The sequence below is a fragment of the Candidatus Krumholzibacteriota bacterium genome, from assembly GCA_016931295.1.
In the GTDB taxonomy this organism is placed as follows: Bacteria; Krumholzibacteriota; Krumholzibacteriia; order Krumholzibacteriales; family Krumholzibacteriaceae; genus JAFGEZ01.
Genome location: JAFGEZ010000012.1, coordinates 84646 through 97403, shown reverse-complemented (window position 1 = coordinate 97403; position 12758 = coordinate 84646). Strand labels below are relative to the sequence as shown.

Annotated in this window: 13 protein-coding genes and 1 tRNA gene; all 14 read right to left on the bottom strand. The window is 66.5% G+C overall.

The features are described 5' to 3' along the window. Positions 1 to 43: 43 nt before the first annotated feature. Positions 44 to 1096, bottom strand: coding sequence for a sensor domain-containing diguanylate cyclase (locus JW876_04005; GenBank protein MBN1884672.1), 1053 nt, complete (start codon positions 1094 to 1096; stop codon positions 44 to 46). Positions 1097 to 1221: 125 nt separating this feature from the next. Then, positions 1222 to 1527: a hypothetical protein gene (locus JW876_04000; protein MBN1884671.1), complete on the bottom strand. Its 306-nt coding sequence runs from the start codon at positions 1525 to 1527 to the stop codon at positions 1222 to 1224. A gap of 2 nt (positions 1528 to 1529) precedes the next feature. After that, positions 1530 to 1760, bottom strand: a complete 231-nt coding sequence (locus tag JW876_03995) for a hypothetical protein (protein ID MBN1884670.1) — start codon at positions 1758 to 1760, stop codon at positions 1530 to 1532. Positions 1761 to 1794: 34 nt separating this feature from the next. Next, entirely contained in the window at positions 1795 to 3459 is a 1665-nt protein-coding gene (locus tag JW876_03990) for a M20/M25/M40 family metallo-hydrolase (protein MBN1884669.1), read from the bottom strand. A gap of 63 nt (positions 3460 to 3522) precedes the next feature. Next, positions 3523 to 3599, bottom strand: a tRNA-Arg gene (locus JW876_03985). Continuing rightward, positions 3577 to 5280: a DNA repair protein RecN gene (gene recN / locus JW876_03980; protein MBN1884668.1), complete on the bottom strand. Its 1704-nt coding sequence runs from the start codon at positions 5278 to 5280 to the stop codon at positions 3577 to 3579. The genes JW876_03985 and recN overlap by 23 nt, the downstream gene beginning before the upstream one ends. Before the next feature lie 15 nt (positions 5281 to 5295). Next, positions 5296 to 6156 carry an NAD(+)/NADH kinase gene (locus JW876_03975; protein MBN1884667.1) on the bottom strand — a complete coding sequence of 287 codons (861 nt, stop codon included), beginning with the start codon at positions 6154 to 6156 and terminating at the stop codon, positions 5296 to 5298. Continuing rightward, positions 6153 to 8060, bottom strand: a complete 1908-nt coding sequence (locus tag JW876_03970; protein MBN1884666.1) for a 1-deoxy-D-xylulose-5-phosphate synthase — start codon at positions 8058 to 8060, stop codon at positions 6153 to 6155. The genes JW876_03975 and JW876_03970 overlap by 4 nt, the downstream gene beginning before the upstream one ends. A gap of 13 nt (positions 8061 to 8073) precedes the next feature. Next, a complete protein-coding gene (locus JW876_03965; GenBank protein MBN1884665.1) occupies positions 8074 to 8514 on the bottom strand; it encodes a divergent PAP2 family protein in 441 nt (146 codons plus the stop codon). 1 nt (position 8515) lies between these two features. Beyond that, entirely contained in the window at positions 8516 to 9412 is an 897-nt protein-coding gene (locus tag JW876_03960) for a polyprenyl synthetase family protein (GenBank protein ID MBN1884664.1), read from the bottom strand. Further along, positions 9412 to 9612, bottom strand: a complete 201-nt coding sequence (xseB, locus tag JW876_03955; protein ID MBN1884663.1) for an exodeoxyribonuclease VII small subunit — start codon at positions 9610 to 9612, stop codon at positions 9412 to 9414. Before xseB ends, JW876_03960 begins: the two co-directional genes overlap by 1 nt. Beyond that, positions 9570 to 11042 (bottom strand): exodeoxyribonuclease VII large subunit, encoded by a 1473-nt coding sequence (xseA, locus tag JW876_03950; protein MBN1884662.1) that lies wholly within the window; start codon positions 11040 to 11042, stop codon positions 9570 to 9572. Before xseA ends, xseB begins: the two co-directional genes overlap by 43 nt. A gap of 3 nt (positions 11043 to 11045) precedes the next feature. Further along, positions 11046 to 11942, bottom strand: a complete 897-nt coding sequence (locus JW876_03945) for a bifunctional 5,10-methylenetetrahydrofolate dehydrogenase/5,10-methenyltetrahydrofolate cyclohydrolase (GenBank protein MBN1884661.1) — start codon at positions 11940 to 11942, stop codon at positions 11046 to 11048. Further along, a complete protein-coding gene (locus JW876_03940) occupies positions 11939 to 12736 on the bottom strand; it encodes a TIGR00282 family metallophosphoesterase (protein MBN1884660.1) in 798 nt (265 codons plus the stop codon). The genes JW876_03945 and JW876_03940 overlap by 4 nt, the downstream gene beginning before the upstream one ends. Positions 12737 to 12758: the final 22 nt, after the last annotated feature.

The window sequence follows — 12758 nt, the reverse complement described above, 5'->3', positions numbered from 1 at the left end:
TCATTCACAAACAATCGTAGACTATACCATCGACCGCTCGAGGTCAAAGGTTTCGAGGCGCTTCCGCCTTTTCGCCGTAGGTGCGTATCGCGTTCTTGCCCTCGGACTTGGCACGGTAGAGCGCCGTATCCGCCCGTTCGATCAGTTCCTCGGCCGAATGCGCGTCCCGCGGGTAGCAGGCGATTCCCATGCTGCAGGTCAAGAGCTCCGCCCGCTGCCGGTCGAATTTGAAGCGGCGTATCCGCTCGAGGATCCGCTCGCCGAGGCGCAGGGCGCCCTCCTCGTCCGTCTGGGGCAGAACCAGGGCGAACTCGTCGCCGCCGTACTTCGCGACGAGATCGATCTCCCGGCAGGAACCGGCGATGATCCCCGCGATATCCCGGAGGGCGCGGCTTCCCGACAGGTGGCCGTTGCGGTCGTTGTATTCCTTGAGGTTGTCGACGTCGAGCATGACGAACGTGAAACGCTGGCGGAACCGTCTCGCCCGTTTCATCTCGAGACGGAGCGAGCGCACGAGGAACCGGTAGTTGTACACACCGGTCAGCCCGTCGGTGATCGATTCGATCTCGAGCTTCCGGTAGAGAATGTAGTTCTCGAAGGCGATGGCCGCCTGGTTCGCCATGATGCCGAGGAGGTGGATGTCGTCCTCGCCGAACGGGGATCGCGACGCGTCGTTGATCGCGACGAGGATCCCGAAGAGGGACGATTTCGCCATGAGTGGCGCCGAGATGACCATCCCGCAATCCTCCTCGTCCTTCATGCATTCGTTCGCGAGCAGGGAGAGATCGAGCGAGAACACACGCTCCGTCCGCCGGGTGGACTGTCCCTCGCGTTGGAGCCAGTCGATGATCCCTGACGATTCGGGCATCTCCTCAACGGTCATGCGGCGCCCCCCGTCCCGCGATTCGGCCGCGTATTTCACGATGCGGTGGTTCTCGACGAGGATGAGGTATCCCTTCGCCGCGGGGAGAAGGTCGATGACGTTGTCGAGTATCTTCTGGAATATGACGCGGTTGTCCTTCCCCGCGCTGATCAGGCTCGTGATCTCGGCGAAGGTGGCGAACAGGATGTCCTTCTCGTCGATTGGTCGTGGCATATCTCTTTGTTCCCGAACGGGTTCGATACACGTTGCCGCCCGATATACCGCAAGAAGCATGCCACGCCGTGAACGCGTCGGACGTCCCGGGGCCTGCAATACGGATCCACCTCGTCCGGGGCTGTTCACTCCGTATCGCGCGGACGCGACAGGTAGCGTAAATCCTTGATATTCTTGTAGATGAATCTCACCAGCACGACCATGAACGCGCCGACGAGCACGGGAACGGCGTACCTGAGCGGCGCCGGCGCCCCGGTGAACCGCGTCGTGAAGAGGATGATGGACTGGTAGAAGAGTATCCCGAGGAAGACGAAGAGCACGATCTTTACCACGAGGACGGACATCGTCGCATAGTAGATCTCCCGCGTCCTGCGCCGGCTGTCGCGGATCGGAGAAGTGAAGTGCCGCCGGTCGGGGCGTCGCGATTTCATGATCATTCTCGTTCCTCCGGGTCGATCTCCTCGAATTCGGCGTCCTCTATCCGCTGATCGGTGAGTTCTCGATAGCGATCGGCGGCAACGGGGCCGTCTCCGGGTCGCTTTGTTCCGTCCCGCCGATCCGGTCGATTCATGCCACCGGGGAATGTTCCGAAGATCCATCGCCCGACGATGCGTGCGAGGTACCAGAGGCCGAACACGATGACGAGAAATCGCAGGAATGTCATCTCACCACTCCCGATACGCCGGCCGCTGCGGCGGTCACCTGACGACGGCGAAACGACCGGTTCTCCGCTCCATCGGTCCAGACGAGGGGTACAAGGCGATCCGGTAGACGTAGACGCCCCCGGCGAGATCGCCGATGCCGGGGAAGAGATCGCCGCAGACGATGCAGTTCAGGCCGGGGCTCACCGGCCGGCCGTATCCGGCTCCGATGCGGGCCTTTCCCACCGGTTCTCCCGAGAGCGTCAGGATCTCGACGACCATGTTCGCCTCGTCCGCGAGGTTCACGCAGAAAGCCGCCTCGTCGAAGGGAACCGAGACGGGATTCGGCTGGAAGGAATGCATGAGGAGGGCCGTCTCCGGCGAGCCGCCGACCGTGAAGGCGGCGGCGGATCCCGCGTACCCGGTCGCGATGCCGACGCTCTCCGAGGCGATCGTCGCGTCGATGACGTTCTCCCCGCCCTCGCGCGCCGAGACTGTCATCGGGATGTCGATCGTGGCCGCGCGAAGCGGCGCGGGCGTCTCGACGCTCCCCGCGTACAGGATGCGCGAGCCCGACGCGTTCTCGAGTTCGACCGACACGCGGCAGAGGCCTTCTCCCGCCGGCTGCCCGCCGATATTCCTCGGATTGACCCGTACTACGATCTCCTCTCCCGCCTCGAATGCCGTCGCTCCCCATTGGCCGTTTCCTGCGCGGATGATCACGTCCGAGGGAAGAATCGCCATCATCGGCGGGCCCGACGCGAAGCCGACGACGAACCCGACGAGCGCGTCGGCGATCTGCCCCGCCTGCTCGAAATCGACGTTGCCGATCGTGTCCCCGGCCGTGTGGTAGTACGGATAGAGTATGTGGCCGGTTTCACCGAGAGGTTCGGCGAAGGTCACCGCGGGGAGGTGCTGCCACTCGCCGTTCCATTCGTGCGTCCAGAAGGGGGCGTGGTCCCAGTTCGACGGACCGGGCTTCACGACGCCGATCCAGAGCCCCGGCGCCCGATCAGCGATGGCGTCGACGGCGAGCTCCGCGAGCCAGCCGGAGAGGTAGTCCGTGAGTATGCTGACCCCGCGTGGGCTTCCGTCGTCGTGCCAGCCGATCATGTCGAGGTTGAGGACGGCGAGGACCTTCCCGCCGCACTCGAGATCGCACGCGTCGACGTACTCGATCGACCCGAGCTTGCCCAGTTCCTCCCCCGAGAAGAGGACGAATTCGACGTCGAAGGGCGGCGGCGTTCCGCGGAGGAGCCGCGCGATCTCCAGCGCGGCGGCCACCCCGGTCGCGTTGTCGTCCGCTCCCGGGGCGGGTGCGGACATCCAGGTGTCGTACCAGCCGTCGTCCCGGACGCCGATGGCGTCGAAGTGCGCGGTCACGAGCAGGACGTCCTCCCCGCCGGCCGTGCCTTCGATCCGGACGACGATGTTCTCCGTCTCGACCGGATCGGTGCCGTAGCGCGTGTCGAGGACGGTGAACGCGCGCCGCTGCGCCGTCATTCCCGCGGCCCGCCCGAGCCGGGCGGCGAGGGAGTCCCCGATCTCCGGCATCTCCGCCTCCCGGAAGACGAAGCGACTGCGCGCCTCGCCGTTCGCCGGATCGACCGAGAGGAACCGGACGACGGATTCGAGCGAATCCCGTCTCACCTGCGGCCGGGCCGGCGCCGCCTGCAGAAAGACCAGCAACCCGACGAGCGCTGCGATTATCCGTTTCGACACGTCTGCTCCTCCCCGATACGGCAACGCCCGGCCTGTGCGCGGCCGGGCGTCGTCGTTCGTATCTGGTACGCCCGAGAGGATTCGAACCTCCGACACCCGGCTCCGGAGGCCGGTGCTCTATCCAGCTGAGCTACGGGCGCGTATCGTTTCTTCGAGCATCTCGGCGGCGAGCCGTTCCCGGAGCTCGCCCGGTCCGCCGAGCATGCGGGCGATCTCCCCGATCCGTTCCTCCCGTTCCAACGCGGAGGCGATCGCGATCGTCCGTCCCTCCCGCACGCGCTTCTCGATCCTGACGTGCCTCGACGCGAGCGCTGCCACCTGCGGGAGATGCGTGATCACGACGATCTGGTACCGCCCGGCCAACTCCCGCATCCGCCCGGCGACCACGCCTCCCAGATCGGCTCCGAGTCCGGCGTCGATCTCGTCGAAGACCAGGGTCGGTATGGCCCTGGTCTCGGCCTGCAGGGATTTCAGCACGAGGGTAACCCGGGACAATTCCCCGCCGGACGCGACTTCGGCAAGCGGGTGGACATCCTCGCCGACGTTCGTGCGGATCAGGAATTCCACCCGGTCCCGTCCGTCCGGCGATAAATGTATATCATACGGCGGACCGTGGAAAGCAGAATTTTCGAGTTGGGATATCTCCGTTTTGAAGAGCGCGCCCTTCATCCCGAGGGAGACCAGTCCGCGCGTGACCTCGCGGTCGAGCTCTTTCGCAGCCCGTTTCCGCGCCGCCGAGAGCTCGTCGAGACGCGGCTCGAGGCGCCGAGCGGCCTCTCCGACGCGGCGCTCTGCCGCTTCCAGGGCCATGGAACCGTCATCGAGCGCCGAGAGTATCCGGCGCAGCTCGTCCCGTTTCGCCACCAGACCCGCGCAATCGAGCCCGTGTTTCCGTTCGACACGCTGTATCGAGGCGAGCCGGCCCTGCAGGGCCTCGAGATCCTCCGGCTCCTCCTCGGCGTCTCCCCCGGCCCTCTCGACGGCGCGCCCGATCTCCCGCATCGCGATCCTCGCTGCCGCGACCTCCTCCTTTCCTTCCGTCCACCTCGCGTCGAGCGCGGCAAGCTCCCCGAGCAGATCCTCCAACGCGTCCAGCCCGCCGATGATCGACCCCTCCTCGCCCTCGAGAAGCGTCGCGGCGCGACCGAGGATCTCGATGTACCGGTGCCGGTTGGCGAGTATCGCGATCCTGCCCTCGAGGGATCGTGCGGTGTCCTCCTCGATGCCGAGTCCGTCCAGCTCGGTGAGCTGGAAGCGGAGGAAATCCTCCTGGCTCCGATGCGCCTCCGCCTCCCGTTCGAGATCCCGCAAGGCCGACCGCGCCTCGTGGAACTCCGCGGAGAGCCCGCGTACCTGCGAGAGAAGATCGCCGTAATCGCTTCTCGCATCGAGGTATGCGATGTGCGTGGACGGATCGAGAAGTTCCTGCTGGCGCCGCTGCCCGTGGAGTTCGAGGAGCGAGCCGACGATTCCCGCGGCATGCGCGTTCGTCGAAAGGATGCCGTTGACCCAGATCCGGCTTCGACCGGCCGTCGTCACCTCCCGCCTGAGGGAGATCGTCTCGTCGTCGTCCTCCATCCCGAGGCGATCGCGCAGCGGCACACCGCGCGGGACGGCGAACACGCCCTCGACGACGATGGCGTCGGCGCCGGCCCGGATGAGGGAGCGCCGGGCCCTGCCGCCCGAGAGGAGATCGACCGCGGCGAGAATGATCGATTTTCCCGCCCCCGTCGATCCGGTAAGCGCATTGAGCCCGCCGTCGAACCGGATGACGGCGTCCTCGACGACGGCGAGATTGCGGATCGATATCTCGCGGAGCATCGTCCGGCGACCCTTTCAGTGATTGCGGAGCACCCCGCCCCACTTCAGCTTCCTGCGGACGAGATCGTAGAACCGGTAGCCTTCCGTCACGACGAGGCGTGTGACGAGCGGGGAGCGACCGATCCTGACGACGTCGCCGGCCTCGATCGCGCCCGTCTCCTGGCCGTCCATCGTGAGCATCGCGCCGTTTCCCGTCTCGACGATCTCGATCTCGCATCGTTCGTTCGCGCTGATCACGACGGGACGCACGGAGAGGGAATGGGGACACAGGGGCGTGACGAGAAAGGCGTCCACCGTCCCCGGGTTGAGGATCGGCCCCCCGGCGGCGAGCGAATACGCCGTCGACCCGGTCGGCGTCGAGACGATGACGCCGTCGGACAGGTACTCGCCGAGAAGAACGCCGTCTATCTTCGTCCTGATATGGAGCACCCTGGAGAGTCCGACGCCGTGCACGACCGCGTCGTTGAGAGCGCCGTGGCTGCCGACAACTTCTCCCCGCCGTTCGATCTCCGCATCCAGACGGATGCGCTCGAACACGATGCATCTGCCCTCGAACAGTTCCCTCATCGCGCGTTCCGGCTCGTCCTCGGTGAGAAAACCGAGGCTGCGTATCTTGATCCCGAGAAGGGGCGTCTGTTCACTCTCGACGATCCGCGCCGCGCGGAGCAGCGTTCCATCCCCGCCGAGCGCGACGACCGCGTCGCATGAAGACATGCTTCCCGCCTCGATGCGTCCCGATGCGTCGAGCGCCGCCGTCTCGGCGGGCCCGACGATCCCGACGCCCGCCGGCACCGCGCCGACGATCCGCGTCACGACCGACTCGATCTTTTTCTTGTGCACGTTGGCGACGACGCCGAGCCGCGATATTTTCTTCATACCAGCCCTCCGTGCTCCCCCTTGCGAACCGACGAGACGGCCGCGGCGATCCTCCGCGCGATCGCCTCGGCGGTCAGCCCTATCTCGAGGAGGAGTTCCTCCCGACGTCCGTGCGGAACGAACGCGTCGGGGATGCCGATCCTGACGAGCCGGTTCGTCATTTCGGCGCCGTCGAGAAACTGGCCGACGGCGTCGCCGAACCCCCCGACGATCGTGCTCTCCTCCACCGTCACGACGAGGCGCCCGTCCCCGGCCCGGCTTCGTATGAGATCCCCGTCAACCGGTTTGACGAACCTGGCATCGGCGACACAGACGCCGATCCCCTCCTCGTCGAGCAGGCGCGCCGCGTCCATCGCCCGCTCGACCATCGTCCCGACCGCGAGCACCAGCGCGTCACCGCCTTCCCGGAGCACCTCTCCCCTTCCGATCGGAACGGGGGATCGATCAACCGCCGCGTCCTCCGCCGGTATCGCGCCGCGCGGGAACCTGATCGCCGACGGCCCCCCGTCGTGGGCCAGCGCAGTCTTCATCATCCGCCGGAGCTCCTGCCCGTTTCGCGGCACCATCAGCACGAGCCTGGGGACCATCCGCAGGTAGCTCAGGTCGAACGCGCCGTGGTGCGTCGGACCGTCTTCCCCCACGATGCCCGCCCGGTCGAGGGCGAAGCGGACCGGGAGCCTCTGGAGGGCCGAATCGTGGATGATCTGATCGATCGACCGCTGCAGGAACGTCGAGTAGATCGCGACGAAGGGCTTCAGCCCGGAACGGGCGAGACCGGCCGCGAAGGTTACCGCGTGCTGTTCGCTGATGCCGACGTCGAAGAATCGATCCGGAAAAATCCCGGCGAATCCGGCGAGCCCCGTGCCTTCCTTCATCGCGGCCGTGACGGCGACGACGGCGGGATCCTCCTCGGCCATCGCGGAGAGTTCGCTGCCGAAGACGTCGCTGTACTTCTCGCGTCCCGCGGCCGCCCGCGAATTGCCCGTCGTCTTGTAGAATGAACCGATCCCGTGGAATCGCTCGGCGTCGTTCTCCGCGAAACGGTACCCCTTCCCCTTCCTGGTGACGACGTGCACGAGCACCGGCCCGGGCAGTTTCCTCACGTTCCGGAACGTGTCGACGAGGAGTTCCGTGTCGTGGCCGTCGAGGGGGCCGATGTAGCGGTAGCCGAACTCCTCGAAGAGGATATTCGGCACGACGAGGTTCTTGATGCTCTCCTTGATCCTCCCGGCGAGCTTTCGAGCCTTGACACCGTACGCGGGGATCCTGCCGAGCAGTTCCCACACGTCCTTTTCCATCTGCAGGTAGAGTTTGCCCGTCGTGATCCTCGTGAGGTACCGGGCGAGCGCGCCGACGTTCCGCGAGATCGACATCTCGTTGTCGTTGAGGACGATGATGAACCGGGAGCACTTCAGGTGGCCCGCGTGGTTGATCCCCTCGAACGACATCCCGCCGGTGAGCGCGCCGTCCCCGATGACGCTCACGACGAAGTGGTCTTCCCCGCGTATGTCACGCGCGGCGGCGAGTCCGGTGGCGGCCGAGATCGACGTGCTGGCGTGCCCGACGCCGAAGACGTCGTGCTCGCTTTCGGCGATGTTCGGAAAACCGCTGATCCCCTCGCGCGTCCTGAGCTCCCGGAAGGCATCCCGTCTCCCCGTCAGGATCTTGTGCGCGTACGTCTGATGCCCGACGTCCCAGACGAACTTGTCCACCGGGGAATCGAAGACGTAATGCAGCGCGATCGCGATCTCGACCGCCCCGAGGCTCGACGCGAGATGCCCGCCGCGCTGCGAGACGACCTCGATGATGTATCGCCGTATCTCCGCCGCCAGTTCGTCGAGCTTCTCGGCGGGCAGACGCTTCAGATCAACCGGGGAATCGATCGACTCGAGGATCGGAGTCACGGCACCTCTCCGTTCACACCTTGAGGATGAGACAGGTGAACAGGACGCCGAGGATCGTGCCGCTCGCGACGTCGAACGGCTTGAAACGCAGCACGCGCATCGCCGTTCCCGCGCCGACCCCGTCATGTTCCTCGATGCTGAACAGTATCCTGTTGATGAGATCGCCCTGTTTCTGCTTCTCGCCCTTCAGCCTCATCGTGTCGTGGATGATTATAACACCGTAGACGGCGACGAGCGAAAAGAGAATCGACGAGAATCCGTACTTCACGCCGATCGCCGTGCCGAGGGAAGCGACGACCGCCGAATGCAGGTTCGGCATGCCGTCCGCCTGCGTGATCCTGCCGATGCGGAGCCGGTGTTCCACGATCGAATAGAGAGCGACCTTCAGGCACTGGATCATCGTCCCGCACAGCACCGGCGCGAGGAAGATATCCCGGAAGAGCCAGGTCCTCATCTCACGATCTCCGTTCCACGACGCGTCTGAAGAGCTCGCGCAGGAGTCCGTCGTCGCCGGCTTCCGCCACACGGTCCGACGCTGCGGAGACGAGCGTCCGGGCACGCTCCCGGGAAGCCTCGACGCCGTGCACCGCCGGCCAGGTGATTTTCCCCCGCGCCTTGTCCTTGCGAAGGCCCTTTCCGACGACTTGCTCCTCCCCCTCGACGTCGAGCAGGTCGTCGGCGATCTGGAACGCGAGGCCGATCGAACGCCCGATACCGGCCATGACGTCGATCGTTTCCCTATCGCTTCCCGCGATGATCGCCCCGATCTCCATCGCCGCGGAGATCAGTGCCGCGGTCTTCCGCTCATGTATGAACGAAACGAGCTCCGGCGTCGGCACGGTTTCCTCGCCGTCGAGGTCCGCCTGCTGCCCGCCGACGAGAAGACGCGATCCGGCCGCCTCCGCGAGCGATCCGACCGCGTCGATCCGCCGGTCCGCCGCGGCGCCGCAGCGAGCGAGTATCCCGAAGGCGAGCGCCTGGAGCGCGTCCCCGGCGAGGATCGCCGTCGCCTCCCCGAAGGCCGCGTGGCAGGAAGGCCGGCCTCGACGGATCGCGTCGTCGTCGAGGGATGGAAGATCGTCATGGACGAGCGTGTAGGCGTGCAGCGCCTCGAGGGCGCACGCCGCGTCGATCGATGCGCCGGCCTCTCCCCGCGCCAGCAGGCGGTGCGTCTCGACGCAGAGGATCCCGCGGAACCGCTTGCCGCCGCCGAGCACGGCATGGCGCATGGCCGCATGGAGCGTGCCGGGCGGTTCGTCGTCGCGTGGCAGGTGACGATCGAGCCCGCGCTCTATCTTTAGGCGCGTCCGCTCGATCCGCTCGTCGAAATCCGGCAGCCGCCCGGTGGCCATCATTCCTCCTCGAGCTCCGCGGTCAGTGTGCGGATGCGCTGCTCCGCCTCGTCGAGCAGACTCCGGCACGTCTTGCCGATCCTCATGCCTTCCTCGTAGAGGCTGATGCTCTCCTCGAGAGGCGTCTTTCCCCCCTCGAGCCGCTCGACGATCGCCTCTAGGCGTTCGAGCGCTTCCTCGAAGGTCTGCTTTTTCGCCATGGCCTCCCCTTTCTCTTTCCCTCGACGCGGCAGTCCGCCCCGCCGTCGCGGAAGTGCACGATCAGTCCGTCTCCCCGCTTCAACGCGCCCGCTTCCGTGACGAGACGCTCCCCCGAGGAATCCGTGCAGAGGGCGTACCCCCTGCCGATGACCGATTCCGGCCCCAGCCCGGCGAGCGCCCGCGCCGCGCCGTCCGCCGCGGCGCGGCGGAGGCCGAGTTTCGCCCCGGCGATCAACCGCACGCTCTCGACCAAGCGGGCCGTTTTCTCCCGCGAGGCGTCGATCGGGGGCGGCAGACCGCGGAGACGCTCGAGGCTCGCGGAGAGACGGTTTTTGCAGCGCCCCCGGACCCGTTCCATCCCCCCGTCCAGCAGCAGGGCGCTCTCCCGTATCGTCCTCTCCGTCCGGGTCCGGTTGGTGTCCCACCAGCCGGAGAGACGTTCGCCGGAACGATCCAGCGCCTGTGCCGCGTCGTCGAGGCGGCGCCGGATGACCGGGAAGGCGCTGCTGCGCATGAGCAGCTCGAGATCCCGGAGCCGTCTCGTCGACGAATCCGCGACGAGACGGCCCATCCGTTCCGTCTTCACGTCCACGAGCCGCAGCGCGTCGTCGAGAGGAACGGCGGCGACGAGCTCGGCCGCCGACGTCGGGGTGGCTGCCCGGAGATCCGACACGTAATCGGCGATCGTCGTGTCGATCTCGTGCCCGATCCCCGTGACGACGGGATGCCTCGACGACGCGACGGCCCGCGCCACCGTCTCCGTGTTGAAGGTCCAGAGATCCTCGACGCTCCCTCCACCGCGGGCGAGAATCACCGCGTCGAGATCGTCGATCCCGTTCGCGATTTCGAAGGCGCGCTCGATGCGCGCGGGAGCGGCGTCTCCCTGCACGTCCGTCGTGATGTGCAGGATGCCGGCGACCGGCCACCGTCGCCGGAGTGTCTCGACGATGTCGCGTATCGCGGCCCCCGTCGGCGAGGTGATCACCGCGATCTCCTCGGGGAACCGCGGTATCGGGCGCTTTCGTCCGGGGTCGGTGAGTCCCTCATCCATGAGCTGTCGCAGGAGGCGGCGGAATTCGAGCTCCATGTCGCCCCGACCCGCCCTCTCCATACCGAGCGCGAGGAGTTGCGTGACCCCACCGCCGCCGTAGTGGGACAGCCGGCCCGATGCGACGACCCGCATGCCGTCTGCCGGCTCGAAGTCCAGGTTCGCCGTATAGCGCCTGAACATGACGACCCGGAGGGCGTTCCGCTCGTCGCGGAGGCTGAGATAGAGATGTCCGGACGAGTGTCTCTTGAAGTTCGCGATCTCCCCGACGACGGCGATACGTGGAAACTCCGTCTCGAGACACTGCCTGATCGCGTCGGCGATCTCTGTGACGGTGTAGATGTCGTCGTCCGATTCGATCGTCGGGACGGATTCCCGCATCGTCTAACCTCTCGCCAGGACGGCGGCGAGGAGGGTGTTCCGCATCAGCATCGCTCGTGTCATCGGACCAACCCCGCCTGGCACCGGCGTGATGAGGGACGCCTTCGAAAGGACGGCCTCTAAATCGACGTCGCCCAGGAGCCGGTATCCCCTCTTCCTCGTGTCGTCCTCGACGCGGTTGACGCCGACATCGATGACGACGGCCCCTTCCTTCACCCAGTCCGCGCCGATCATCTTTGGACGGCCGACGGCCGCGATGAGGATGTCCGCCGTCCTGGCGATGCCGGGCAACCCGATCGACCTCGAATGGCAGATCGTCACCGTCGCGTCGCCTCCCGGAGCCTTCCGAGCCAGGAGCATGGCCATCGGTTTTCCCACGATGACCGATCGGCCGATGATGACGGCGTGCTTCCCGGCGACCTCGACGCCGTACCGGTCGAGGATCTCCCCGATGCCGAGGGGCGTGCAGGGGACGAATGCGGGCCGGTTCGACACGAGCCGCCCGAGATTGTACGGATGGAAACCGTCGACGTCCTTGCCGGGGGATATCCTCTCGATGATGCCCTGCTCGTCGATCCCCGCCGGCAGGGGCAGCTGCACGAGGATACCGTCGATTTCGTCATCCGCGTTCAGCCGGTCCACGAGGCCGAGGAGCTCGCGCTCGGTCGTCTCCGCCGGCAGCTCGACGAGATTCGAATCGATGCCGCATGCCGCCGCGGACGTGACCTTTCCCTTCACGTAGGAGCGTGACGCGGGATTATCCCCGACGATGACAACCGTCAGGCGCGGTGGACGGTATCCCCTGCTGAACCGTGCGACCTCGGACGCGGTCTCCTCGAGGACGGCCGCAGCCGTGGCCTTGCCGTCGATGATCCGCGCGTCGTCCAGGGGAATCTTCATGACATCGCCCCCTCTCCGTCGACGAATTCCATGATGCGCTCGACCGAGACGGCCTTGCCCGTAGCCGTGTCCACCTCGACGACCATGCCCTGCAGGCAGGGCGATTCGTCCGCGACCTGGAAACGGACCGGAAGCGCGAACAGGAACCTGTTGAGCACCTGTTCCTTGCGAACGCCGATGATCGAATCGAAGGCCCCCGTCATGCCGAGGTCCGTGATGTACCCGGTGCCGCCGGAGAGGATCCGCTCGTCCGCCGTCTGCACGTGCGTATGAGTCCCCGCGACGGCGCTCACCCGTCCGTCGAGATAGTACCCCATGGCGAGCTTCTCGCTCGTCGCCTCCGCGTGGAAATCGACGACGACGACGCGGACGTCCCCGGGAAGCCCGGCGAGGATACCGTCGGCCGCCCGGAACGGACAGTCTATCGCCGGCATGAACGTGCGTCCCTGGAGGTTGACGACGGCGACGGGCGCGCCGCCCCGCTCCGTCACCACCCATCCGTGTCCGGGAACGTTGGGCGGGTAGTTCGCCGGGCGGAGCAGGTCGTCCCGCTCCTCGAGGAGATCGATCCCCTCCCGCTTGTCCCAGATGTGATTGCCGCCCGTCATGATGTCGACGCCGCTTTCCCGCAGCTCCTCCACCACCGAGCGCGTCACCCCGAAGATGCCGGCGGAGTTCTCCGCGTTGGCGATGCAGAGATCGATACCCAGCCTGTTCCGCAGGCCGGCCAGGTGCCCCGAGAGGATGCGCCGGCCCGTCCGGGCGATGACGTCGCCGATGAACAGTATCTTCATATCGAGTCGCTCCGGTCCGGCG

Bases quoted from the DNA above. Each gene is read 5' to 3' on its own strand.
- JW876_04005 (MBN1884672.1), bottom strand. From the start codon at position 1,096: ATGCCACGACCAATCGACGAGAAGGACATCCTGTTCGCCACCTTCGCC.
- JW876_04000 (MBN1884671.1), bottom strand. From the start codon at position 1,527: ATGAAATCGCGACGCCCCGACCGGCGGCACTTCACTTCTCCGATCCGC.
- JW876_03995 (MBN1884670.1), bottom strand. From the start codon at position 1,760: ATGACATTCCTGCGATTTCTCGTCATCGTGTTCGGCCTCTGGTACCTC.
- recN (MBN1884668.1), bottom strand. From the start codon at position 5,280: ATGCTCCGCGAGATATCGATCCGCAATCTCGCCGTCGTCGAGGACGCC.
- JW876_03975 (MBN1884667.1), bottom strand. From the start codon at position 6,156: ATGAAGAAAATATCGCGGCTCGGCGTCGTCGCCAACGTGCACAAGAAA.
- JW876_03965 (MBN1884665.1), bottom strand. From the start codon at position 8,514: ATGAGGACCTGGCTCTTCCGGGATATCTTCCTCGCGCCGGTGCTGTGC.
- JW876_03960 (MBN1884664.1), bottom strand. From the start codon at position 9,412: ATGGCCACCGGGCGGCTGCCGGATTTCGACGAGCGGATCGAGCGGACG.
- xseB (MBN1884663.1), bottom strand. From the start codon at position 9,612: ATGGCGAAAAAGCAGACCTTCGAGGAAGCGCTCGAACGCCTAGAGGCG.
- xseA (MBN1884662.1), bottom strand. From the start codon at position 11,042: ATGCGGGAATCCGTCCCGACGATCGAATCGGACGACGACATCTACACC.
- JW876_03945 (MBN1884661.1), bottom strand. From the start codon at position 11,942: ATGAAGATTCCCCTGGACGACGCGCGGATCATCGACGGCAAGGCCACG.
- JW876_03940 (MBN1884660.1), bottom strand. From the start codon at position 12,736: ATGAAGATACTGTTCATCGGCGACGTCATCGCCCGGACGGGCCGGCGC.